Origin of the sequence: Amnibacterium sp. (assembly GCF_025463795.1) — a bacterium.
In the GTDB taxonomy this organism is placed as follows: domain Bacteria; phylum Actinomycetota; class Actinomycetes; order Actinomycetales; family Microbacteriaceae; genus Amnibacterium.
The window spans coordinates 1-22,162 of the sequence record NZ_JAODBE010000162.1 but is presented as its reverse complement, the minus strand read 5'-3'; the positions used below and the strand labels follow the sequence as shown (position 1 = coordinate 22,162).

The window sequence follows — 22,162 nt, the reverse complement described above, 5'->3', positions numbered from 1 at the left end:
CGACCCGGCCGATCCCCCGCCACGAAAGGAACCACTCCCATGCCTGCAGCGAACCGACCCTTGAACGTGCTCGTCTGGGGGGAGAACCGGCACGAGCAGATCGAGGAGCACGTCCGGGCGATCTATCCCGACGGCATGCACGGGGCGATCCGCGCCGGCATCGAGGAGCACCTCGGCGAGACGGCGACGGTGCGCACGGCCACCCTCGACGAGCCGGAGCACGGCCTGACGGAGGAGGTCCTCGCCCGCACCGACGTGCTCACCTGGTGGGGCCACGCCGCGCACGGCGAGGTCGACGACGCGGTGGTCGAGCGTGTGCACCGGCGGGTGCTCGAGGGCATGGGCCTCGTCGTGCTGCACTCGGGGCACTGGTCGAAGATCTTCGTCAAGCTGATGGGCACGACCTGCACCCTCCGGTGGCGCAGCGAGCACGACCGGGAGCTCGTGTGGACGGTGAACCCGACCCACCCGATCACCAGGGGTGTCCCGAGCCCCATCGAGATCCCCGAGCAGGAGATGTACGGCGAGCAGTTCGACATCCCCGTGCCCGACGAGCTGATCTTCATCAGCTCGTTCTCGGGCGGCGAGGTGTTCCGCAGCGGCTGCACCTTCCGTCGGGGCAACGGGAAGATCTTCTACTTCAGCCCGGGGGACCAGGATTTCCCCGTGTACCACCACCCGCACGTCCGCCGCGTCATCGCCAACGGCGTCGAATGGGCCGCGCCGGCGCGGCCGGAGCAGGCCCTGCCGACCCTCCTGCGCTATGAGACCGGCGACTTCTTCACCGGCCGCGGGTACCAGGGCGCGCTCGACGCCGAGCACCGCGGGGGGCAGGCATGAGCCGACCGCTCCGCCTCGTGCAGGTCGGCGCAGGAGCGATGGGACGGGCATGGCTCGACGCCATCGCGCGGTCGCCGGACGCCGAGCTCGTCGGTCTCGTCGACCTCGACGCGTCGGCGGCCGAGTCCGCGCTCGCCGAGCGGGGCATCGAGCTCCCGATCGGCGACGACGCGGTCGAGGTCGCCCGCCGCACCGGCGCGGACGCCGTCGTGGACGTCACGGTGCCGAGCGCCCACCTCCCGGTGAACCTCGCCGCGCTCCGCGCGGGTCTGCCGGTGCTGTGCGAGAAGCCGGTGACGCCGACCGTCCGCGACGCGCTGATCCTGGCTGCCGCGGCGGAGGTGAGCGGGAAGCTGCTCATGGTGAGCCAGTCCCGCCGCTACTACGCCGCGCTGGCGGCCTTCCGCAGCCGCCTCGTCGATCTCGGGTCGATCGACCTGCTCCGGACCGAGTTCATGAAGGGGCCGCACTTCGGCGGCTTCCGGGAGGAGATGGACTCCCCGCTGCTCGTCGACATGGCGATCCACGGGTTCGACGTCGCCCGATACCTCCTCGGCGCCGCCCCGGTGAGCGTCAGCTGCCAGTCGTTCAACCCGTCGTGGAGCTGGTTCCGCGGGGATGCGTCGGCGAGCGCGATCTTCGAGTTCGAGCACGAGGTGCGATTCCAGTACATCGGCAGCTGGGTGGCGTCCGGCCTCGAGACCTCGTGGAACGGGAGCTGGCGCGTCGGCGGGGAGGCCGGCACTGCGACGTGGGACGGCGAGGCGGAGGTGGTCGTGCAACGCGGGACGGACGAGCCCGAGCGGATCGTCGTTCCGCCGGGGCCCGCGGAGTCCATCGACGGCTCGCTCGCGGACTTCGTCGCGGCGGTCCGGTCCGGTGGATCGCCCTCCTCGGGGGATATCCACGAGAACGTCCTCACGCTCGCGATGGTGGAGGCCGCGGTGCGCTCCGCCGGTTCCGGAGAACGGGTCGAGATCGCACGCCTCGTCGACGAGGCATGGCGCGAGGCACTCGCGACGGAGCTCGCCGACGACCACCGCGCGGCGATGGAGGGGTGGGGGAGCGCGGCCGAGCACCTCGGCCTCCCGCGCGCCACGCAGGGCCCGATCCGGTACTCCACGGACGCGGCGGCCGTCTGAGGTGAGGCTATCCGGGCAGGCCTCGCGATCGAGCGAGGCCCTGCCGCTGCCGTTCGTGCACGTCCGCGACCCAGTCGAACACGGCCGATGGCCCGATCCGCGGGTCGTCCGGCACCCGGTCGTCCTGCAGGGCGTGCAGGTATGCGCGGTCCTGCTCGATCCGGTCCAGGGCGGAGCCGGTCCCCCCGGTCGACCCGTGGCCGGGGATGAGGACCTCGACGCCGCCCGTGACCGACTCGAGCAGCTGGAGCGCCGCGAGGTGGTCCGCGAGCGGATCGGCGGCGGCCGGATCGAGCATCGGGATCAGGACGTCGGAGAGCATGTCCCCCGCGACGAGCACACCGCGCTCCTCGATCAGCAGCGCCGCGTGGCCCGGAGCGTGGGCCCGATGCTCGACGATCCGGACCTCCGGGCCGTCCCAGGGGATCCGCGTCGCATCGGCGGGCAGGCCGGTGAGGAGTCCGAGCAGGTCCAGCGGCACCCGGGCCACGATGTCGGACGGGATCATGCCGGCGACGCGGGCAGCGAAACCCGGGGAAGCCAGCCGCGCTCGAATCGTCTCCGCGCAGCCGGCGGTCCCGTACCGCGGCGCGCAGCCGAGCGCGGCGTGCCAGAGCAGGTGGTCCCAGTGCGGATGGGTGGAGAACCCGGCCACGACGGTTCGGCCCGTGTCGCCGAGGTCCTGCGCGAGGCAGGCCAGCTCGTCGCCGAGGATCCCGGCGTCGATGAGCAGCACGCCGGCGTCACCGTCCACGACCACGGTGCTGCTCCGGCAGAACGTGCTCTCGTGGATCAGCACACCTTCTGCGACCTGCTTCAGCACGGCGCTTCCCTCGGTTGCGGTTCGGACGCGGTCGGTCCCTCGTCCGTGGCCACTCGGCAGTCTGTCCGGCAGACGGCCCGCAGGCCAGACAAGCGGTGAGATCGGCCGGGTCGCTGCGCCCTCGTCCCATCCACGCGGGTCCTTCCTCTTCGGCCGCCGGACCTTCGACCTCTTCGCCGGGTCGTGGGGCGCGGTCGAGCAGTGGCGCCGTCACCCGATCGGCGCGGCACTGGAGACGAAGCCGAAGTACGTGGTGTCGCGCTCGCTCGCTCGGCCCGCGTGGGCGAACACGACCGTCCTCGGCGGCGATCTCACGGCGGCGATCAGCGAGCTGAAGGCGAGCGGAGACGGCGAACTCCAGGTGCACGGCAGCGCAGTCCTCGTGCAGTGGCTGCTGCAGCACGACCTCGTGGACGAGCTGCACCTCATCACGATCCCGATCGTCGTCGGGCAGGGTCGCCGCCTGTCCCCCGACTCGAGGCCCGACATCGCGGTGGAGGTCCTCGAGTCCCGCTCCGACTCCAAGGGCGCGATCATCCAGGTGTATCGGCCGACAGGACGCCCGGAGTACCCGTCGATCTGACGGTCTCGGCGTTCGTCGGGTCCGACCCCTCACCGGATGGGCCGCAGGCGACGGGTCTTGTCCCGGCTCGGTCCGTCTGCCATCGTCCGAATCGTGCTGATCTACTCGATGAGCGTCTCGGTCGACGGGTTCATCGCGGATCGTGACGGCGGATTCGGCTGGACGGGCCCGAGTGACGAGCTCTTCCAGCATCAGCTGGAGCAGGTCGCCGCGCTCGGCGCCTACCTGCTCGGCCGGCGCCTCTACGAGACGATGCGGGTCTGGGACACGGAGCCGGCCCTGCGGGCGACGGAGTCCGGTGCCGAATTCGCCGAGATCTGGTCGGCCCTGCCCAAGATCGTGTTCAGCCGGACGCTCACCGCCGTCGAGGGCAACGCCCGGCTCGCGACCGCTCCGCTGGCCGAGGAGGCCGCAGCGGCGGCCGCGACGCGCGGGCAGGTCGTCTCGATCGGCGGAGCGACCCTCGCAGCCGAAGCGATCCGGTTGGACCTCGTCGACGAGCTGCGCATGGTCCGCGATCCGGTGCTCGTCGGCGGCGGGACGCCCTACTTCCCGGCGGTCGACCGGGTCCTGCCGCTTGAGCTCCTCGAGGCGCGGACCTTCGGCTCGGGTGCCGTCTACGAGCGCTACCGCCGGATCCGCTAGGGGGATGCCCGGGGCCCACTCGCCTCCCAGCGTGCCGGTTCCGGGTTCCTCGCACCACTTCAAGCGATCGAGGTCGCCGGAGGAGTGGCGGGACGACCGGTTCGAGGAGCTCCGGGTCGATTGACGCTGACGTTCGACCACGGTTCAGGCAACCCTGCGTGGTCGCCCAGGTGCCGCCGACACGATGACGGCATGAGCGACCCCCACGAGACGGACCAGGCCGATGGCGAGAACCCGGAGGAGCTGGCGGACGGATCGGGCCCGGCCTCGCACCCGGATGCGGACGGCGATCCGGACCAGTTCCAGGGCTGAGGCGCGGGTCAGGCCTGCGGGCTGCTGAACCGGTAGACGTTCGTCCGCCGCAGCTCGAAGCCGAGCCGCTGGTACAGCCGGTTCGCCGCCTCCCGGCTCGGGCGCGACGTGAGGTCGACGGTGCGGGCTCCCGACTCGAACGCCAGGTCCACCGCGCGCCGCACGAGCAGTGCTCCCACGCCGCTGCCGCGGACCCGCTGATCGACGACGACGTCCTCGATCCAGGCGCGCACGCCGGTCGGGATCGGGAACACGGCGAGCGTGAGCATGCCCACAGAGCGCCCGTCGGCCGACTCCGCCACGAGGAGCCGCGTCGCCTCGGCGGACGCGATCGCCTGCCACTGGGCGGGATCCGGCGCGGGGCTCGAGCTCGAGAGCTGCGGCACGAGGGCCGAGAGCGCGGCAGCCCGCTCGGCGGACACCTGGTCGATCACGGTCACGCGGTAGCCGGCGTCCATCCGGCACACGGTAGCGGGGGCCCGACCGGAGGGGCCTGTGGACCCTGGACGAGGCCGCCGGCGGAGGCGTTGGATGGCGCCATGAGCGCGGAGGAGCGGCACCCGGGCGTCGACGAGTACCTGGCGGGACTGCCCGAGTGGCAGCGCGAGCTGGGGCAGCGGCTGCGCGACCTCGTCCACGAGGCGGATCCCGCCGTCGAGGAGACCGTGCAGCGCAGGGTGCGCCCCTACTTCGTGCTCGACGGCACGGTGTGCGCGCTGCTCGCCGCGAAGGACCATCTGAACCTCTTCCTCTACGACGGCGCGATCGTCCCGGACCCGCAGGGCATCATCACCGCCGGGCACGACAACACGACGGCCCGCACGATCGCCTTCCGTCAGGGGGACCCGGTGCCGCACGACGCGCTGCTCGAGATGCTCCGCACCGTCATCGCGAACAACCGTGCGGGCGGATGGCGGCGCATCAAGGCCGCGAAGACCGGCTGAGCCTCCATTCCTCCTGCGGCATACCCCGTGCTCTGGGGGTGCGGTCGTGCCGCCCTGACGGCCGCCGGAGCGACAGGCTTGCACCGCGAGAAGGAGGTCTCCGTGGCGGTTCAGCAGCGGGCGGCGCGGGCGTCGAGAACACAGGTGGCCGTGCGATCGGCGGCGGCGTTCGGGGCGGTCCTGGGAACCATGGCGGTCTGGTGGCCGGCGGGGATCGCGGTGGCCATCGTCGTCTGCGGCGTGGCGACGGTGCTGGCGAACCGGATGCTGCAGGCCGACCGGGGCGACACCGTCGAGACCGAGCTCTCCGCCCTCTTCGAACCCTTCGCGCCGGACGAGCCGCTCCTCGCCTGACGCCGGGGTGCACCATGGGTGTCGCAGCGTCGACGGAGGGCACCGCATGGAGCAGGACGAGCCGGAGCACCTCGACGTCCTGATCGTGGGTGCCGGCATCTCGGGCATCGGAGCGGCACACGCCCTCACCACGCGCTCGCCCGGGAGGCGGTTCGTCGTCCTGGAGGCGCGCGCCGCGATCGGCGGCACGTGGGACCTCTTCCGGTACCCGGGCATCCGCTCCGACTCCGACCTGACGACGTTCGGCTACGAGTTCAAGCCGTGGACCGACCGGAAGGTCATCGCCGGCGGCGACCGGATCCTCGCCTACCTGCGTGAGGCGGTGGCCGAGTACCGGCTCGAACGGTTCCTCCGGTTCCGTCAGCGTGTGGTCGAGGCGGCCTGGGACGGCGGGCGCGCTCGCTGGACCGTCGTCTCGGAGGACCCGGCGACCGGGGAGCGCACCGTCCGCACCTGCGACTGGCTGTTCGCTGCCGGTGGCTACTACCGGTACGACCGTGGGCACACGCCCCACATCGAGGGGCTCGACCGCTTCGCGGGGCCGGTGATCCATCCGCAGCAGTGGCCCGAGCAGCTGCCGACGCGTGGGAAGCGGATCGTCGTGATCGGCAGCGGGGCCACTGCCGTGACGATCGTCCCCGCCCTCGCCGACGAGGGCGCGCACGTCACGATGCTGCAGCGCACCCCGACCTACGTGCTCTCGCTCGCCTCGGAGGACCGGTTCGCCGTCCGCCTCCGCCGCCTGATCGGGGACCGGCGCGCGCACGCGGTGCTCCGCCGCCGCAGCATCGCGATCCAGCGGGCCCTCTGGGTGCTCGCGAAGCGGCGCCCGGCGATGGTGCGCCGGTTCATCCGCCGGGTCAACGTGCGCCTGCTGCCGGAGGGCTACCCGGTGGACGAGCACTTCAACCCGCCCTACGACCCGTGGGACCAGCGGCTCTGCTTCGTGCCGGACGGCGACCTGTTCCGGGCCATCCGTGACGGGGCCGCGGAGATCGTCACGGCGCGGATCCGCCGTGTCGTCGAGCACGGGATCGAGCTCGAGGACGGGCGCGTGCTCGAGGCGGACGTGATCGTGACGGCCACCGGTCTCGAGGTGGAGCCGTTCGGGGGGTTCCCGATGACGGCGGACGGCATGCCGGTGCAGCTGTCGGAGACCGTCGCCTACAAGGGGCTCATGCTGTCCGGCGTCCCGAACTTCGCCTTCGCGATCGGGTACACGAACGCGTCGTGGACGCTCAAGGTCGGGCTCGTCTGCGAGTACGTCGTGCGCCTGCTCGACGACATGGACCGCCATGGGTACGCGGTCGCCGTGCCCCGGCTGCCCGACGGTGGGGTGCCGACGCGGCCGCTGCTCGACTTCGGGGCCGGCTACGTCCGGCGGGCGCTCGACCGGCTCCCGAAGCAGGGGCCGGCGGTGCCGTGGTCGACATCGACGAACTACGCCGATGACGTCCGCCTCCTGCGGCGCGGGCCCGTCGCCGACCGGTACCTCCATTTCCGCGCGCGCACGGTCGAGGTGCGCACGCAGGGCGAGCCGACCGCGGCCGCCTGACCCTCCGCCTCAGGGCGCCGGGGCGCCGGAGGGCGATCGGCCCTGCACGCCGTTCCGCGGAGGACGGGGGCACCCGCGCAGGACGTGCGCGGGTGTGCTCGATCCGCTTCAGCCCGCGATGTCGCGCAGGATGGCGTGAGCGGCGATCCGCCCCTCGGGCACCGGGAGCAGCGGGTAGTTGTGGAGGCCGCCCGGCTGCACCGTCAGCGCGAAGCGGTCGTCGTCGGCGCCCGCCTGGCGGAACCGCCGCTGCAGCCGGAGGACGTCAGGCACCAGCAGGTCACGCGTGCCCACGAACGTGCGGATGGGGGCGAGCCCGTCGATCGGGCCCTGGATGGGGCTCAGCCGTGGCAGCCGTGGGTCGTCGCCGCCGGCCCATGCACGGCCGGCGGCGAGGAGCCCGACACGGGTGAGCCACGGATCGTGCGCCTCGGCGGCGCGGACCTCCGGGTCCTCGAGGGTGAGATCGACCCACGGCGCCAGCAGCACCAGGCGCCGCGGCTGGGGCACTCCGGTGCCGAGCAGCGACTGCGCGAACCCGAGGGCGAGGCCGCCACCGGCGGAGTCGCCGACGATCGTCGTGGCCCCCGGTCCCGGATCGGCGACCAGCCGGCGGTACGCCTCGGCCACGAGCGGATACGCGTCCCGGTGGGTGAAGCCGGGAGCGAGGCCGTAGTCGGGCACGACGACGCGCACCCCGGCGCTCGCGAGCCGGTCGACGAACGTCCACTGCCGCGGCGCCATGGGCCTGATGTAGGAGCCGCCGTGCAGGTAGAGCGCGGCTCGGCCCGTGTCACGGCGGCCGGGCTCCACGACCACGCAGTCGAAGCCGCCGATCGACACGGTGTCCACGGCGTGGTGCCTGCGCAGCGCCCGCGGGGGTGGGGACGGACGCTTCCGTGCGGCGATCGTGGCCGCCGCTCTCGCCGCGGTCGCCATCGACGGTCGCGCCACGAGGCGCAGGTACAGGCCGAGCAGCCGCATCGCCGCACTCGCCACGTCGGCCTCCTTCCTCCGCGTGGGGGCAGGACTCCCCCACCGGTCAGCGTGCGGCTGGACGGACCACCTCCGCCTCGCCCGGTCCGTCCGCCGGGGCCGACTCCCGACCGGCGTCGAGACCCGTGCTGCGGATCCGGCTGAGGCTGGCGGCCGGCGACTCCCCGAACTCGTCCCGGTAGTGCGTCGAGAAGCGGCCGCTGTTCGAGTAGCCGAAGCGGCGGGCGACGTCGGCGACCGTCGTGCCCGTCTCCGCCTCCCGGATCAACGCATCCCTGGCCGCCTCGAGCCGCAGCCGGCGGAGGTGCAGTAGGGGCGAGACGCCCAGCTGCCGCTGGAAGACCATCTGCAGGCCACGTACCGAGACACCGGCGGCGTGCGCGATCTCGGGGATGGAGATCGGTTCGCCGAGGTGCTCCCGCAGCTCGGCGATGGCGCGGCTCAGCACCGCGACGTCGCGGTCCGATCGGTCCTCCGACCGGTTCGTCAGCTCGAACGCGTCCACGGTGACCGCCATCAGCGCGTCGATGGTGTGCACGCGGACCAGGTCGCGCGCGTAGATCTCCGGAACCCCGAAGACCCCGGAGGTCAGCAGCTGCGCGACCAGGCGGAAGTACTCCGCCGACGCGGCGGAGCGCGGATCCGGCCGGGGCGCGTGCAGGCGGACCGCGGTTCGCGGGACGCCGAGCAGCCGCGCGAGCGGCGCCGGCGGGAAGGAGAACAGGTCCAGCTGCGCCCGGTCCCACTCGAGCACGCCCGTCGCCCCGATCGGCAGCAGTGCGAGGCCGTTCGGCTCGAGGGCGAGCCGGTGCTCGCCGGTGCGGAAGGTCAGCGACCCGTCCCGCACGAGCAGCACGACGAGCTCGGGGGACCGCCGGACGGTGGCACGCAGGTGCTCACCGGAGGCGCGGAGGCTGACGACCGAGATGCCGTCATCGACGAGCGTCACCTGCTCCCAGGTCATCGCGCCGCCGGTGTCGACCTCCGCGGAGCCGAGCACCGCCCTGAGGGCTGCGGTCGCGGCGACCGGATCCGTCGCGGTGTGCTGGAGGCGGAGCAGGCTGTCGACCACGGTGGAACCCTAGAGCGGCCCGGGCACCGCCGGTGGCGGAGGGCGCTCGACGGCACCCTCCACACCGGCCCGGATTCAGCGCGCGGCGCCCGTGGTGCCGTCGGGGTCGATCTCGGTCTCCTCGCGGCGGACGTCCTCGGAGACGGCACCGCCGGCGCGACGGTCGTAGTAGTCGAGATGGTGCCCTGCTCGTCGTCGGAGATCCCGCCGTCCCGGTCGACGTTCGGCGCTTCCTTGACGGTCTCCTGGTCGAAGGCGACGCGGAGCACCCTGCCGGGTGGACGTGCGGAATCGGTCCATCCTCTTCGAGCGTCCGTCGAAGGATCACTCGGAAGGGGCTGGGCCCGGGCTGCTTCCCGACCGCCGGTCGCTACCGTCACGGCATGTCCGACTCCCAGGCGACCGATCCTCCTGCCCAGCCCGCCGTCGCCGCGGGCGGTACCGCGCGCCTCGACTCGCCGCGCACCGACCCGGGCGTCGAGCACGAACGGGCGCTGCGCCGGGAGAAGGACGAGTTCTCCGGCATGCACTTCTGGCTGGCCTTCTTCGGCTGGCTGACCGCGACGGGCATGACCGTGGTCCTGCTCGCCCTGATCGCCGCCGTCGGCGCGCTGCTGGGGGTGCAGAACCTGCTCGGATCGCAGAACGCCCAGGCGGCCGGCATCGGCGGCGCCATCGCCCTGCTCGTCGTGCTGCTGATCGCCTACTACTGCGGCGGATACGTCGCGGGCCGGATGGCGCGCTTCAGCGGGCTGAAGCAGGGCCTGGCGGTCTGGCTGTGGGCGCTGATCGTCGCGGTGCTCCTCGGGATCGCCGGCGCGGTCGCGGGAGCGCAGAGCGGGGTGCAGAGCCGGCTCGGCAGCGTCGCGCAGCTGCCGCTGTCCCCGTCGACCCTCACCGCCGCCGGCGTGGTGACCGCGCTGGCCGTGCTCATCGTGACGCTGGTCGGTGCCCTCCTCGGCGGCCTCGCCGGCATGCGGTACCACCGCCGGGTGGATCGCGCGGGGCTCGACGCGGTGGCCGGCCGCTGACACGGCCGGTCGCCTCGGCGATCAGTCGCCGGGCGAGACCACCGCACCACGCGACGGGAGGCGGTGCCCCGCCGCCTGGATCTCCTGATCGGTGTGGTTGAGCAGGAAGAGCCGGTTCCCGCGACGGACCGCCTCGACGCCGTCCACCGGATGCGGCAGCGCCGGCTCGACCTCCGCGCCGTCGAGCACGGCGTCCACGACCGATGCGAGGTCGTCCGGGGCGGTGGCGACGTACCAGGCGCTGCCGCCGCCGCTCCGCCGACGGGTGATGGCCGGAAGCCCGTCGAGCATGCCGCCGGCGAACGTGGCGAGCACCTCCGCGTCGTCGATCCGCACGATCTCGCCCCACTCGCGGGCGGTACCGCCGCCCAGGCCGTGGATCGCGAGGGCCGGCACCGGGCCGCCGCTCAGCGAGGGCTCCGCGGGCGGCGCGAACTCCTCGATGCGGATGCCGAAGGTCTCGCGCAGGGCGCCGAGGTAGCCCCCGAGCAGCACGTGCAGCCGGTCGTCGAGCACGCCGGTCTGGTAGCCGGCGACGAGGCGGCCGCCGCCCGCGACGAACCCGGCGAGGTTCTCCTGCGCCGCCGTCGACAGCACCTGGGTCGCAGGCGCGACGACCACCGCGTACGCCGAGAGGTCGGCGTCCGGCTTCGCGAAGTCGACCAGCAGGTGCCGCCGCCACAGCTCGGTGTACCAGCGGAGCACGATCGCGACGTAGGAGAGCTCGGCGGGCGTCGCGGGCTGCTCGAGGGCCCACCAGCTGTCCCAGTCGAACAGGATCGCGACCCGAGCGGAGAGGCGCGTGCCGACGAGGTCGGCGAGCGACGCCAGCTCCTCGCCGAGGGCGACCGTCTCGCGGAAGACGCGGCTGTCCTCGCCGACGTGGGGCAGCATCGCCGAGTGGAACTTCTCCGCCCCTGCGGCGGACTGCCGCCACTGGAACTGCATCACGCCGTCGGCGCCGCGCGCCACCGCCTGCAGGCTGAGAGCCCGGTGCATCCCCGGTGGCTTCGCGGCGTTGCGGCGCCGCCAGTTCACCGCGCTCGTCGACTGCTCCATGAGGATCCAGGGGCGCCCGCCGCCGAGCGACCGCATGAGGTCGCGGGTCATCGCCGCGAACACGGGCGCCGCCGGATCCGCCGGGTCGACGTAGTGGTCGTCGGAGACGAAGTCGACCTCCGCCGCGTGCGACCAGTAATCGATCGGCTTGAAGAAGCCCATGAAGTTGGTCGTGATCGGCACCCCCGGCGTGACCTCGCGCAGGATCCGCGCCTCGGCCCGGTAGACCTCGAGCCACGCGTCGGACGAGAACCGGTCGAAGTCGAGCAGCTGCGTCGGGTTGCGGAACGTCGGCGCGGTCCGCGGCGGCATGACCTCCTCGAACGACCCGTACGCCTGGGCCCAGAACGCGGTCCCCCACGCCTCGTTGAGCGCGTCGACGCTGCCGTAGCGGGCTTCGAGCCAGCGCCGGAACGCGGCGGCGGACTCGTCCGAGTAGTCGCGGTGCACGTGGCAGCCGAGCTCGTTGTTCACGTGCCACGCCTCGACGGCCGGGTGGCTGCCGTAGCGATCGGCGATCGCGCGCACGAGGCGGCCGGCGTAGCGGCGGTAGGTCGCCGAGCTCGGGCTGTAGTGCTGGCGGCTGCCGACGGAGAGCCGCACGCCGTCCTCCGTCACCGGCAGCACGTCCGGATGCGCGAGCACCAGCCACGGGGGCGGGGACGCCGTCGCCGTGGCGAGGTCGACGCGGATGCCGCCGGCGTGCAGACGGTCGAGAACGTCATCGAGCCACCCGAACTCGAACCGGCCGTCCGCGGGCTCGAGCTTCGCCCACGAGAAGACCCCGACGGTGGCCACGGTGACGCCCGCCCGCTGCATGAGGTGGACGTCCTCTTCCCCGACCTCGCTCGGCCACTGCTCCGGGTTGTAGTCGCCGCCGTACCAGAGCCGATCCATCCCACGTCCTCCTCGTCGCGCGCCCGGAGACGCTGAGCAGCATTCAAGGGCATCGGCCGGGAACGGCGCTGAGGGCGACGCCCGGCGCCCGCTCAGGGGCGACCGCTTCGCTGGTCGGATGATGACGGGCGAGCGGGTGCGGGCGACGGTCGTGAGCGGCGGCGGCCGGTTCGCCGACCCGTGGCATGACTTCCCCGAGACGTCCCGGCGACTCGGGGAGGTGGCCGCGGAGGCGGGGTTCGACGTCGCCGTGATCGACGACGTCCCCGCCGCGCTCGCACGTGCCGCGGCGCTGCTGATCCTCGACGTGGGGCGGCCGTCCGAGTCCGACGCCGTCGAGGACGCCGTGGTGCGCGCCGCGCTCCTCGCCGCCCACGAGCGCGGCGCGGGCATCCTCGCGATGCACGCGGCCGTCATGTCCTTCCCGGCCGTGCCGGAGTGGGAGGCGATCGCGGGCGGCGTCTGGGTCGACGGCGTCAGCATGCATCCGCCCTACGGCGAGGCACGGGTGCGCGTCACGGACACCGCGCATCCCATCACCGCCGGAGTCGCGGACTTCGCCCTGAACGACGAGCGCTACACGGCGCTGCGGATCGACCCGGGCGTGCAGGTGCTGGCCGTGCACGAGCACGAGGGGCAGGCGTACCCGCTGCTCTGGACGAGGACGGGTGCGACCGGTCGCGTCGTGACCGACGTGCTCGGGCACGACGCCGCCTCGTACGAGGCCGGGCCGCACCGGGTCCTCCTCGCGCGGGCGATGCGGTGGGCCGCCGGCGACGCCCGTATCCGCTGAGCTCAGCGGGCCTGCGCCAGCACGGTCGCGCTGAGCAGCTGCGTGAGGCTGTCCCGCACCTGCTCGAGCGTCTCGATCGGCACCCCGAGCCGCTCGACGATGCGACCGGGCACCGCCTCCGCCCGGCTGCGCAGGGCCCGCCCGGCCTCGGTGAGCTCGACGCGCAGCTCCCGTTCGTTACCGGGGTTGCGCGCACGGGTGACGAGCCCGGCGGCCTCGAGGCGCTTCAGCAGCGGGGTGAGCGTGGGCGGTTCGAGGAACAGCGCATCCGCGATGTCCTTCGCCGTCCGCGGGCTGCGCTCCCAGAGGGCGAGCATCACCAGGTACTGCGGATGCGTGAGCCCGAGCGGCTCGAGCACGGGCCGGTAGAGGCCGATCACGCTGCGGCTCGTCGCCGCAAGCGCGAAGCAGACCTGACGGTCGAGGGCGAGCGGGTCCGGATCCACGACCTCAGTGTACTCATGGTTCGTATACGAAGTGTTAGTATGGAGACCGTGGGAACACGGCTCTTCGACATCGCCCGCCGGCTCGACCGGGGGCTCTTCCCCTTCATGGGGCCCGCGCAGATCGGCGCGGGGCACGCCGAGCAGCCGTACCGGCCACCCGCCGACCCGCGCTGCCCCATCTGCGGAGGCCGCCTCGCCGACCACGCGGTGGAGCGCTCGGCGGATCAGACGACGGCCACCCGGCTCATCTGCCCGTAGCGCTCGCGAGCACGAGGCCCGTGAACAGCCCCCCGCTCGGTGTGCAGGCGCACGGCGGCGACACCGCGCGCGGTCCTCGACGCCCTGCCGTCCTGCACGACACCGCCGCGCCGGCCCGCGGGCCGGTTGAGGTCGTCGGTGGGGGTCAGCAGGATGGCCGCATGCAGGAACCCGAACTCTTCGTCCTCGCCGACCGGCGCCTGAACGAGGTCGTGCAGCAGATCCGCGACGACCAGTGGGGGCTGGCGATCCCGGAGTGGATCCGCCTCGCGTCGACGACCGACCGGTCGACGGTCACGTTGCGCACCCTGATCGACTACCACGCGTACGACGACATCTGGGTGCCCGACATGGTCGCCGGCCGCACCATCGCCGAGGTCGGTGCAGACCGCTGGAAGGGCGAGGACCTGCTCGGCGAGGATCCGAAGGGGGCCTTCGCCCGCATCGTCGAGCGGTCCGTCGCGGCCGTCGAGGCCCTGACGCCGGACGACCTCGACCGCACGGCCCGCCTGTCCTTCGGCGACTTCACCGTGCGGGAGTACTTCTGGCAGATCACGCAGTTCCGCACGTTCCGGGCGTACGAGGTCGCGGTGCTGATCGGCGTGGACGCCACGCTCCCGCTCGAGCTCGTTCGAGGCGTGCGGGCGCAGCTCGAGCCGCACATCGACGCCTGGCGGGCGATCGGCGTCTTCGCGCCCGAGGTGCCCGTTCCCGCGGATGCGTCCGAGCAGGACCGCCTGCTCGGCCTGTCGGGCCGGCAGCCTCGCGGCTGACGCGCCCGCATGACACGTTCGGCCGATCCCGCGCCGGCACTCCGTCGTTCGCGCAGGTCGGCGGCCTCCCCGGCGGATCAGGTGCGGTAGCGGTAGAAGCCCTCGCCGGATTCGCGGCCGAGCTTGCCCTTGTCGAGGTACTCGGCCTTGAGGTACTCGGCGAAGACCGCCGCCCCCCGGTCGCCCTTCGCGGCGTTCGCACTCGCTATCGCATAGGGCGTCCGCAGGCCGATGGTGTCGTAGATCTGGAACGGGCCGATCGGCGCGCCCGTCGCGATGCGCCAGGTGGCATCGATCGTCTCGACATCGGCGACGCCGCGGACGAGCAGGTCGGCGGCCGCGTTCAGGAACGGCACGAGCAGCGAGTTGAGTACGTAGCCGGGCTGCTCCTTGTGGAGGCGGATGGGGACCATGCCGATCGCCTCCGCGAACGCCACCACCCGCTCCACGACCTCGGGATCCGTGCGCGGCGTGCCCATCACCTCGGCGGTGTTCTGCGCCCAGATGTGGTTCGCGAAGTGCAGGGCGAGGAAGCGGTCCGGCCGGCCGGTCGCATCCGCGAAGTCGCTCGGCAGGAGGGTCGACGAGTTCGTCGCGAAGACCGTGCGATCCGGTGCCGCCCCGCCGGCGGCGGACCAGATCGACCGCTTCAGCTCGAGGTTCTCCGGCACCGCCTCGATGACGAGGTCCGCGTCATGGACGGCGGCCGCGAGGTCGGTCGAGAGGGCGAGGCCGTCGATCGCCCGGCGAGCGGCGCCCTCCGCATCGCCCACCTCACGGGTGTACTGCGCCACGATCGCGTCGAAGCGGCTCCGTGCGCTCGCGATCGCGGCCTCGTCGACGTCGTAGACGGTGACGGTGAACCCGTGGTTCGCGGTCTGGAAGGCGATCTGCGCTCCGAGCACGCCCGCCGCCAGCACGGTGACGGTTCCGAACGGTGACGGCATGGTGCCTCCCTCGCGATCGCGTCCGTTCTATCGCCACCCGGCTGCGCACCGGCCGAGCCGGGGGATCGCGCGGTTCCGGAGTTCCTGGGCGACACGCCGCCCTCGGCCGGTGGGGAGCGGCGTGTCGCCGCGCCGCTCCGGAAGGGCGCGATGGGGCTCGGTGGGCCACCGTCAGGCGGTCTGCAGACCCGCGATCTCGTCCGGTACGACGGCCGGCGCGGTGACGACGGAGCAGATCGCCACGACGCCCTCCCACAGGCGGTCGGCGAGCGGACGCATACCGGGCTGGTCCTCCTCGAGGTTCTCGATCAGGGAGGCCATGACGAGTGTGACCGCCCGGCGGGCGTCCTCCACGGGCAGCCGCAGCTCGGTGACGTCGGTGAACTCGCGGCGGATGCCGCCCATCCAGTGGAACAGCTCCGGCTTCAGCTCGGGACGCCGGTGCAGGAGCTCGTGCATCGAGTCGCGGTCGGAGAGTCCGCCGGTTCCGGCCAGGCCGTCGGCGACGAGCGCGCAGAGATCGCGCACGACGGAGCCGCTCGGCTCGCCGAGGAATCGCGCGCGCTGCTCGTCGGTGAGGGAGAACTCCGGCACGCCGAGGGCGGCGGCCGCCTTCGAGGGGAAGTAGTTGAAGAAGGTGCGGGACGAGACGCCGGCGGCCGAGCAGATCGCCTCGACGGTCACGGCCCCGAGGCCGGACTCGAGCACGAGTCGCCGCGCCTCCTCGTGGAGGGCCTGCCGGGTGAGGCGCTTCTTCTGCTCGCGCCAGGGGAGCTCGTGGACGAGGGTCGCGGCGTCGCGCATCTCGGGCCTTTCGAACGGTGCTGGAAGTCGGGGAACGCCCGTGGACCCCGGTCGTCCGGGATCCACGGGCGGAGGGGTCAGGACCGGGAGCCGACCGTGACCGACGAGCCGGTGGGGGCGTCGAGCGCACCCGCCTCAGCGGCGGCGCTGCCGGCCGCCACCTCGACCGCGTCCTTCGCGGAGGCGTTGTCCGCCTGCTCCTGCAGGGCGGAGCGCTGCCGCAGCGGCGGCACCTTGAAGAACAGGGCGATGATGAACGCGATCAGGATCACGATCAGGCCGACCCAGTAGATCTGCACCGCGGACACGTTGAACCCGGTGAGGAACGGCCTGGACAGGCGCGGGTCCGCCCCCTTCAGGAACGAGGTGTCGCTCGTCGTGCTGGTGGAGGCGTTCGCCGTGGTCGAGCTGCCCTTGTCGATCTGCTTGACCAGCGTCGGCACGACCTTGCCGACGTAGTAGCGGCGCTCCGAGGCGTTCGACCAGTCGACCGTCAGCCTGCCGTTCACGACGGAGGCGTGGGCCTTGCTCGCCGTGCTGGCGAGCGCCTTGCTGGTCGCGCCTGGGACGGCGGCGCTCGCCTGCGATTGCGCGGCCTGCTCCGCTGCCGGCAGCGCCGCGGCGACCTGCTGGTCGATCACGCCCTGGGCCGCCGATGCGGGTAGCGCGCCGGCCTGCACCTGCGCGTCCACCGCCGCGGTGACCTGCTGCGTGACGGCCTTCTTGACCGCGGCGTTCGTCTGCGTCGTCACGGCGTTCTTCACCGCGGACCTCACCTGCGTCGTGGCCGTGTCGAGGCCCTTCTGCACGTTGCTCTTGATCGGGTTCGCGATCTTGTTCCAGAGCTGGTCCATGATCGGCTTGTTCGCCGGGGCACTGGCCACGGAGGGCGTCAGGGCCGCGTCGAGCGCCGAGGTCAGGTTGGCCTTGTTCGCCGTCGCGGTCAGGATGTTGCCCGGCATCGTGGAGAACAGCACGGACAGCAGGATGGCGGTGCCGAGCGTGCCGCCGATCTGGCGGAAGAACGTCGACGCGCTGGTCGCGACGCCCATGTCCCGCACGTCGACGGAGTTCTGGCTCGCGAGGGTCAGGGTCTGCATCAGCTGACCGAGCCCGAGGCCGATCAGGAACATCCCGATCATCATGTACCAGAGGGGCTTGTCGATCGTCATGGTCGTGAGCCACAGGAAGCCGATGGCGGTGAACGCCGTGCCGGTCACCGGGAAGATCCGGTAGCGGCCCGTGTGGGACACGATCTGGCCCGAGGCGATCGAGGAGATCATCAGGCCCGCGACCATCGGCAGCGTGGCGAAACCGGACGCGGTCGGGGTGAGGCCCTCGACGATCTGCATGTACAGCGGGAGGGTGAGCATCGCGCCGAACATCCCGAAGCCGACGAGCACGCCGAGCACCGTCGCGGTCGAGAACACCCGCGAGCGGAAGAGCTTCAGCGGGATGATCGCGTCGTCCTTCATCAGGGTCTCGATGACCAGGAAGGCGACGAGACCGACCGCGCCGGTCACGTAGCAGGCGATGGAACCGATCGAGGCCCAGCCCCAGTCGCGGCCCTGCTCGGCGACGAGCAGCAGCGGCACGAGCGTGACGACGACCGCGGTCGCGCCCCACCAGTCGATCCGGACGCGCTTGCGGCCGCCGAACTTTGGCAGGTGCAGGAAGGCGAAGACCATGCCGAGCGCGATGATGCCGATCGGGACGTTGACCAGGAACACCCAGCGCCAGCCGCTGATGAAGAGGATCTGGCCCGCACCGGCGAACAGGCCACCGATCAGCGGACCGCCGATCGAGGAGACGCCGAAGACGGAGAGGAAGTACCCCTGGTACTTCGCGCGCTCACGCGGAGCGAGGATGTCGCCCATGATCGCGAGCGGCAGCGACATGAGGCCGCCGGCGCCGATGCCCTGGAACGCGCGGAACCCGGCGAGCATGAGCATCGAGGTCGAGAACGACGACATCAGACTGCCGAGGATGAAGACGGTGATCGCGAAGATGTACAGCGGCCGGCGACCGAAGATGTCGGAGAGCTTGCCGTAGATCGGCGTGGCGATCGTCGAGGTGATGAGGTAGGCCGTGGTCACCCAGGCCTGCTGGTTGAGACCGTGCAGGTCGTCGCCGATCGTGCGGATCGCGGTGCCGACGATGGTCTGGTCCAGGGCGGAGAGGAACATGCCCGCCATGAGCCCGTAGATCACGAGCATGATCTGCCGGTGCGACATGACCGCGCCGGTGGTGCGCTCGGGGGCGGCGGTGGAGACAGCTGACAAGGAACGTCCTAACGGGAGCGGAGGTCGAGGCGACGCCGCCGGCCGCGAGGGGCCGGAGCAGGAGTTGCAGTGAGTGCAACTTTACATGATCTGCAATGTATTCCCGAATCGGATGGCGGGATCCGAGGTCGAGCGTCGCTCCGGAGGCTGCGAGGATCGGGACGATGGCCTCCCAGTCCGCTGCCGAGACGATGATCGCCACCTCCGCGGGCCGCTTCGTCGGCCTGCACGAGCGCGGCGTCACGCGCTACCGCGGCATCCGCTACGCCACCGCCGGCCGATTCGAACGGCCGCATCCCGCCGGCCCTGCACCGGACGAGGTGCGCGCCGTCGATCCTGCGCCGGCGTGCCCGCAGCCCCGCTCACGCGGCGACCGGATGCTCGGCGACCCCTACCGCGGTATCCGCTTCGACGAGGACTGCCTCCGGCTGTCGGTGACGGTGCCGGACGGTGCCGGACCGGAGGCACGGCTGCCGGTGCTCGTCTGGATCCACGGCGGCTCCTACGTCGCGGGCGCGGGCGACCTGCCGATCTTCGATCCGGCGACCCTCGTGGCCGAGCAGCACGTGGTCGTCGTCGCCGTCACCTACCGACTCGGGGTGCTCGGCTTCCTCGGCGACGGCCGGGACGTGCCACCGAACCTCGGCCTGCTCGATCTCGTCGAGGCCCTGCGCTGGGTGCGGCGGCACGTCGCGGACTTCGGCGGCGACCCGGACGCGGTCACCCTCGCAGGCCAGTCGGCAGGCGGCGACGCGATCGCGCACCTGCTGATCGCCGACGGGGCCGCGGGGCTGTTCCGGCGGGCGATCGTGCAGAGCGCCCCCTTCGGGATCCGTCGCAACCGCAGCACGATGACCCGGCGCATGCTCGAGGCCGTCGGCCGGCTGGACCCCGGCGCCACCGAGGACCTGCTCTTCGCCGCCCACGACCGCGCCTACGCCGCCGCCCGCCGGTACGGGCTCCGGTCGGGGATGCCGTTCGGGCCCCAGTACGGTGCCGACCCGCTGCCTGCCGAGGCGGCTGCCGACCGTGCATGGCGCGCGGTGGCCGACCGCGTCGACGTGCTGGTGGGCTGGACCACGGAGGAGACGGCCTTCTTCGGCGCGCTGAGTCCCGGGCTGTCCCGCCTCTTCGCGCTGCCGCTGGTCGGCGGGAGGCTGCGACGGCTCGTGGTGGGGGTCACCACCGACGCCGTGTACCGGCGGGGAGGGCGCGCGTTCGCCGCGCTGCTCCGTTCGGCCGGCGGCCGCGTCACTGAGTACGAGCTCGACTGGTGGCCCGCGGGGAGCCCGGCGCAGGCCGGCCACACGATCGATCTGCCGCTCCTGTTCCCCGACGCCGACGGCTGGGCGGGTGCCCGGGTGCTCGGTGAGATCGATCCGCACGACCTGGTCGCGCTCGGTTCCGGCCTCCGCGCCGCGTGGGGGGCCTTCGCGCGCGGCGAAGCCCTGCTGTCGATGCCCGACGGCCCCGTCCGGGTGACGTTCCGCTGAACCGTCGCCCCGGCGGCCGGCTCCGAACACGGTGCATCATGCTCGGCCAGCGGCCAGCGGCCAGCGGCCAGCGGCCGGGCTCTCCGCGTCCGTCCAGGCGCGCTGCGCCGAGTCGGTTCTCGGCCGCGGGGGCGCCCGGGGTCCGACCTCAGGCGGGCGCGACGAGCGGTGCGCCGCCGTCGGCGGGGATCTCCGCCAGCCGCCGCGCCACCGTCGCCACCGGCAGTCGCCGGAACGGGAGCGCCGCCTCCGGCACCCGGGCGAGCAGCGGCCCGTAGCGTGCCAGCGAGCCGATGTCGTGCGGGGACCTGCGCGGATCCACGGCGACGAGCCTCGGGCGGGCGCCGTGCCGCCGGATCAGCGACGCCGCGGCGTCGGGCATCACGACGCCGGGGGAGTGCGCGCCGTGCTGGAACAGCATGACCTCGACCGTGGCGTACGGAGGATCCGCTGCGGCCAGGTGGCGATCGAGCGACTCGAAGGCCGGCTCGACCGGGAAGAACGTCCAGAACGGGACCCGGCCGATCTCGATCGTGCGCCACGGGTCGCCGAGCACGAACGACGGGACCAGCAGCCGGTCCGCGTCGCCTCCGCGCTCCGCGGTCCATTCGCGGAGCACCGACGCGACGGGCGCAGCGGCGTCCTGCGGTCCCTCGAAGGACAGGACGACGCACGGATGACCGTTCGCCGCGCACCAGGCCTGCACGGCGGCCGTGAACCCGGGATCCGCACCCCACTCCGCCTCCGGTGCCTCGTCGTCCGGCTGCGGCGCGAACGGCCGGGACAGGTACTGCTCCGGCGTTGATCCCCCGCGGCCACCCGTCTGGAACATGTGGCGGTCGCCGAGCCGGGTCACCGGCCAGGTGGAGCGGTCCTCCACGAGCAGCACGGGCGCCCCCGGTTCGAGGCGCTCGCCGAGGAACGCGGCATACGCGTCGGGCAGCGTGCGCCACTTCGTGCGGAAGTAGCTCATTCGCGCGACCATGAGCTCGTCCTGCAGGGCGTCGTGCATCTGGTGCAGGACGACGTCGGGGTTCGCCTCGAGCAGAGCGGGTGCCACCCGCCGCCCGAACTCGAGCGCGAGATCGGGTCGCTGCGGATCGGCGACCCTCGCGACCGGCACGAGCACGGTGCCGGGCAGCCACGGCACCTGCATCGCGGCCGCCAGATGCGTCAGCGCGCCGTTGCTCGAGCCGATGAGCGCCGCCGGATACCGCCGGCCGGGGTAGGCGTCGGCGAAGGAGGCGGCGACCTCGGCGAGGTCGACCTCGCCGAGACGATCGGCGTCGATCCCCTCGGCGCCGCCGATCCGCGCGTAGAGGCGCCGCAGGACCGGCCAGGGCAGCCGCCCGGCGACGCGCACGAGCGCGGCGAGCACCGGCGGGTTCCCGAGGTGCGGGAAGGCGTGCTGCTGCAGCGCCGACACCGTCGCGGCGTGCAGCACGCTCGCGGAGTCGAAGGAGGCGACGACCTTCTCGGGTGCGAGGCTCACGGCGACTCCTCGAGCAGCGTGTCGACGCGGTCGGCGAATCCCACCTGGTCGTCGACGGGCCAGGAGTGCGAGGCGCCGGCCAGCCGCAGCAGGGGGCGCTCGGCGATCCGGGCGAGGACCTGCGCCCAGGCGGCGGTGGTGAGCGCGTCGTGCTCGGCGAGGGCGACGGTCGTGCGCGCCGACACGGCCGGCAGCACCGTCTCGAGCGGAGGCATCCGCACCGCCGAGGCGATGCCGACGAGCATCCGCGTCGGGCCGGCCTGAACCCAGTCGCCGACCTGGTCGAGCAGACCGGGCTCGCCGTCGCCCCGGTTGCCGGCGACCCACCTCGCGAGGAGGGCGGGCACGGAGCGCAGTGCCGGATCGACCGTGGGGCTCACGATCAGTAGGCGGGCGACCCGGCTCGACCGTGCGGCGGCGACCGCCGCCGCCTGGGTGCCGACGGACAGCCCGGCGAGCAGGTCAACCGTGCGTCCTTCGCGCTCGAACGCCGCGCCGAGCCGCTCGCCGTAGCGCTCGAGGTCGGCCGGGGTGCCCCGCCAGGACGGCGCGCGCAGCAGCTGCACGTCGCCCGCACGGCGCCACCGCGTGCCACCAGGCCGGGCACGATCACGACGCGGG

At 72.9% G+C, this 22,162-nt stretch carries 23 protein-coding genes; 12 read left to right on the top strand and 11 right to left on the bottom strand.

The genetic code is table 11. The features are described from left to right. Positions 1 to 39: 39 nt before the first annotated feature. Positions 40 to 840: a ThuA domain-containing protein gene (locus tag JWQ92_RS13570; protein ID WP_297344993.1), complete on the top strand. Its 801-nt coding sequence runs from the start codon at positions 40 to 42 to the stop codon at positions 838 to 840. Next, the gene (locus JWQ92_RS13565; RefSeq protein WP_297344992.1) at positions 837 to 1,982 is read left to right on the top strand and encodes a Gfo/Idh/MocA family oxidoreductase; all 1,146 of its coding nucleotides are present in this window, start codon (positions 837 to 839) and stop codon (positions 1,980 to 1,982) included. The genes JWQ92_RS13570 and JWQ92_RS13565 overlap by 4 nt, the downstream gene beginning before the upstream one ends. A 7-nt stretch (positions 1,983 to 1,989) precedes the next feature. Here the strand turns inward: JWQ92_RS13565 and JWQ92_RS13560 are convergent, their stop codons facing one another. Beyond that, positions 1,990 to 2,805 (bottom strand): MBL fold metallo-hydrolase, encoded by an 816-nt coding sequence (locus JWQ92_RS13560; RefSeq protein ID WP_297344991.1) that lies wholly within the window; start codon positions 2,803 to 2,805, stop codon positions 1,990 to 1,992. Between JWQ92_RS13560 and JWQ92_RS13555 the strand changes: the two genes are divergently transcribed. Next, positions 2,708 to 3,388, top strand: a complete 681-nt coding sequence (locus JWQ92_RS13555; protein ID WP_297344990.1) for a dihydrofolate reductase family protein — start codon at positions 2,708 to 2,710, stop codon at positions 3,386 to 3,388. The two genes, JWQ92_RS13560 and JWQ92_RS13555, sit on opposite strands and share 98 nt — an antisense overlap. A 93-nt stretch (positions 3,389 to 3,481) precedes the next feature. Next, positions 3,482 to 4,033 carry a dihydrofolate reductase family protein gene (locus JWQ92_RS13550; protein ID WP_297344989.1) on the top strand — a complete coding sequence of 184 codons (552 nt, stop codon included), beginning with the start codon at positions 3,482 to 3,484 and terminating at the stop codon, positions 4,031 to 4,033. 320 nt (positions 4,034 to 4,353) lie between these two features. On the opposite strand, the gene JWQ92_RS13545 is transcribed toward JWQ92_RS13550, so the two are convergent. After that, entirely contained in the window at positions 4,354 to 4,803 is a 450-nt protein-coding gene (locus JWQ92_RS13545) for a GNAT family N-acetyltransferase (protein WP_297344988.1), read from the bottom strand. A gap of 81 nt (positions 4,804 to 4,884) precedes the next feature. On the opposite strand from JWQ92_RS13545, the gene JWQ92_RS13540 reads away from it, so the two are divergent. The 3 genes from JWQ92_RS13540 (at position 4,885) to JWQ92_RS13530 (ending at position 7,198) form a co-directional block, all read left to right on the top strand. Next, positions 4,885 to 5,289 carry a DUF1801 domain-containing protein gene (locus JWQ92_RS13540; protein ID WP_297344987.1) on the top strand — a complete coding sequence of 135 codons (405 nt, stop codon included), beginning with the start codon at positions 4,885 to 4,887 and terminating at the stop codon, positions 5,287 to 5,289. 102 nt (positions 5,290 to 5,391) lie between these two features. Continuing rightward, complete coding sequence (locus tag JWQ92_RS13535; RefSeq protein ID WP_297344986.1) at positions 5,392 to 5,643, top strand: hypothetical protein; 252 nt, start codon at positions 5,392 to 5,394, stop codon at positions 5,641 to 5,643. Positions 5,644 to 5,689: 46 nt separating this feature from the next. Then, positions 5,690 to 7,198: an NAD(P)/FAD-dependent oxidoreductase gene (locus JWQ92_RS13530; RefSeq protein WP_297344985.1), complete on the top strand. Its 1,509-nt coding sequence runs from the start codon at positions 5,690 to 5,692 to the stop codon at positions 7,196 to 7,198. Between the two features lie 108 nt (positions 7,199 to 7,306). Here JWQ92_RS13530 and JWQ92_RS13525 read toward each other — a convergent pair whose 3' ends face one another. Together JWQ92_RS13525 and JWQ92_RS13520 are read right to left on the bottom strand one after the other, a co-directional pair. Beyond that, the gene (locus JWQ92_RS13525; protein ID WP_297344984.1) at positions 7,307 to 8,197 is read right to left on the bottom strand and encodes an alpha/beta hydrolase; all 891 of its coding nucleotides are present in this window, start codon (positions 8,195 to 8,197) and stop codon (positions 7,307 to 7,309) included. Positions 8,198 to 8,240: 43 nt separating this feature from the next. Continuing rightward, on the bottom strand, positions 8,241 to 9,266 hold the full coding sequence (locus JWQ92_RS13520) for an AraC family transcriptional regulator (protein WP_297344983.1): 1,026 nt from the start codon (positions 9,264 to 9,266) through the stop codon (positions 8,241 to 8,243). A 383-nt stretch (positions 9,267 to 9,649) separates the two neighbouring features. On the opposite strand from JWQ92_RS13520, the gene JWQ92_RS13515 reads away from it, so the two are divergent. Continuing rightward, positions 9,650 to 10,297 carry a hypothetical protein gene (locus JWQ92_RS13515; protein WP_297344982.1) on the top strand — a complete coding sequence of 216 codons (648 nt, stop codon included), beginning with the start codon at positions 9,650 to 9,652 and terminating at the stop codon, positions 10,295 to 10,297. A 21-nt stretch (positions 10,298 to 10,318) separates the two neighbouring features. On the opposite strand, the gene JWQ92_RS13510 is transcribed toward JWQ92_RS13515, so the two are convergent. Then, positions 10,319 to 12,253 carry a beta-galactosidase gene (locus tag JWQ92_RS13510; protein WP_297344981.1) on the bottom strand — a complete coding sequence of 645 codons (1,935 nt, stop codon included), beginning with the start codon at positions 12,251 to 12,253 and terminating at the stop codon, positions 10,319 to 10,321. 118 nt (positions 12,254 to 12,371) lie between these two features. On the opposite strand from JWQ92_RS13510, the gene JWQ92_RS13505 reads away from it, so the two are divergent. Next, positions 12,372 to 13,046 (top strand): ThuA domain-containing protein, encoded by a 675-nt coding sequence (locus JWQ92_RS13505; RefSeq protein WP_297344980.1) that lies wholly within the window; start codon positions 12,372 to 12,374, stop codon positions 13,044 to 13,046. Positions 13,047 to 13,048: 2 nt separating this feature from the next. Here JWQ92_RS13505 and JWQ92_RS13500 read toward each other — a convergent pair whose 3' ends face one another. After that, positions 13,049 to 13,492, bottom strand: a complete 444-nt coding sequence (locus JWQ92_RS13500; RefSeq protein WP_297344979.1) for a MarR family winged helix-turn-helix transcriptional regulator — start codon at positions 13,490 to 13,492, stop codon at positions 13,049 to 13,051. A gap of 48 nt (positions 13,493 to 13,540) precedes the next feature. On the opposite strand from JWQ92_RS13500, the gene JWQ92_RS13495 reads away from it, so the two are divergent. Then, entirely contained in the window at positions 13,541 to 13,750 is a 210-nt protein-coding gene (locus tag JWQ92_RS13495) for a hypothetical protein (protein ID WP_297344978.1), read from the top strand. Positions 13,751 to 13,911: 161 nt separating this feature from the next. Then, positions 13,912 to 14,523, top strand: coding sequence for a hypothetical protein (locus JWQ92_RS13490; protein ID WP_297344977.1), 612 nt, complete (start codon positions 13,912 to 13,914; stop codon positions 14,521 to 14,523). Between the two features lie 77 nt (positions 14,524 to 14,600). Here the strand turns inward: JWQ92_RS13490 and JWQ92_RS13485 are convergent, their stop codons facing one another. The 3 genes from JWQ92_RS13485 to JWQ92_RS13475 all read right to left on the bottom strand — a co-directional run bounded on the left by JWQ92_RS13485 (position 14,601) and on the right by JWQ92_RS13475 (position 18,556). Then, complete coding sequence (locus JWQ92_RS13485; RefSeq protein WP_297344976.1) at positions 14,601 to 15,470, bottom strand: 3-hydroxyacyl-CoA dehydrogenase; 870 nt, start codon at positions 15,468 to 15,470, stop codon at positions 14,601 to 14,603. A 171-nt stretch (positions 15,471 to 15,641) separates the two neighbouring features. Further along, entirely contained in the window at positions 15,642 to 16,274 is a 633-nt protein-coding gene (locus JWQ92_RS13480; protein WP_297344975.1) for a TetR/AcrR family transcriptional regulator, read from the bottom strand. 77 nt (positions 16,275 to 16,351) lie between these two features. Beyond that, positions 16,352 to 18,556 carry an MDR family MFS transporter gene (locus tag JWQ92_RS13475; RefSeq protein ID WP_297344974.1) on the bottom strand — a complete coding sequence of 735 codons (2,205 nt, stop codon included), beginning with the start codon at positions 18,554 to 18,556 and terminating at the stop codon, positions 16,352 to 16,354. A gap of 164 nt (positions 18,557 to 18,720) precedes the next feature. Between JWQ92_RS13475 and JWQ92_RS13470 the strand changes: the two genes are divergently transcribed. Beyond that, the gene (locus JWQ92_RS13470) at positions 18,721 to 20,049 is read left to right on the top strand and encodes a carboxylesterase family protein (protein WP_297344973.1); all 1,329 of its coding nucleotides are present in this window, start codon (positions 18,721 to 18,723) and stop codon (positions 20,047 to 20,049) included. A gap of 148 nt (positions 20,050 to 20,197) precedes the next feature. Here the strand turns inward: JWQ92_RS13470 and JWQ92_RS13465 are convergent, their stop codons facing one another. Together JWQ92_RS13465 and JWQ92_RS13460 are read right to left on the bottom strand one after the other, a co-directional pair. Beyond that, positions 20,198 to 21,541: a hypothetical protein gene (locus JWQ92_RS13465; protein WP_297344972.1), complete on the bottom strand. Its 1,344-nt coding sequence runs from the start codon at positions 21,539 to 21,541 to the stop codon at positions 20,198 to 20,200. Then, on the bottom strand, positions 21,538 to 22,162 hold a 625-nt coding region (locus JWQ92_RS13460; RefSeq protein WP_297344971.1), incomplete at its 5' end, for a hypothetical protein. The genes JWQ92_RS13465 and JWQ92_RS13460, both read right to left, overlap by 4 nt.

Coding starts and splice junctions, on each gene's coding strand:
- JWQ92_RS13570 (WP_297344993.1), top strand. CDS start 40: ATGCCTGCAGCGAACCGACCCTTGAACGTGCTCGTCTGGGGGGAGAAC.
- JWQ92_RS13565 (WP_297344992.1), top strand. CDS start 837: ATGAGCCGACCGCTCCGCCTCGTGCAGGTCGGCGCAGGAGCGATGGGA.
- JWQ92_RS13555 (WP_297344990.1), top strand. CDS start 2,708: ATGAGCAGCACGCCGGCGTCACCGTCCACGACCACGGTGCTGCTCCGG.
- JWQ92_RS13545 (WP_297344988.1), bottom strand. CDS start 4,803: ATGGACGCCGGCTACCGCGTGACCGTGATCGACCAGGTGTCCGCCGAG.
- JWQ92_RS13540 (WP_297344987.1), top strand. CDS start 4,885: ATGAGCGCGGAGGAGCGGCACCCGGGCGTCGACGAGTACCTGGCGGGA.
- JWQ92_RS13530 (WP_297344985.1), top strand. CDS start 5,690: ATGGAGCAGGACGAGCCGGAGCACCTCGACGTCCTGATCGTGGGTGCC.
- JWQ92_RS13515 (WP_297344982.1), top strand. CDS start 9,650: ATGTCCGACTCCCAGGCGACCGATCCTCCTGCCCAGCCCGCCGTCGCC.
- JWQ92_RS13510 (WP_297344981.1), bottom strand. CDS start 12,253: ATGGATCGGCTCTGGTACGGCGGCGACTACAACCCGGAGCAGTGGCCG.
- JWQ92_RS13505 (WP_297344980.1), top strand. CDS start 12,372: ATGATGACGGGCGAGCGGGTGCGGGCGACGGTCGTGAGCGGCGGCGGC.
- JWQ92_RS13490 (WP_297344977.1), top strand. CDS start 13,912: ATGCAGGAACCCGAACTCTTCGTCCTCGCCGACCGGCGCCTGAACGAG.
- JWQ92_RS13485 (WP_297344976.1), bottom strand. CDS start 15,470: ATGCCGTCACCGTTCGGAACCGTCACCGTGCTGGCGGCGGGCGTGCTC.
- JWQ92_RS13480 (WP_297344975.1), bottom strand. CDS start 16,274: ATGCGCGACGCCGCGACCCTCGTCCACGAGCTCCCCTGGCGCGAGCAG.
- JWQ92_RS13470 (WP_297344973.1), top strand. CDS start 18,721: ATGGCCTCCCAGTCCGCTGCCGAGACGATGATCGCCACCTCCGCGGGC.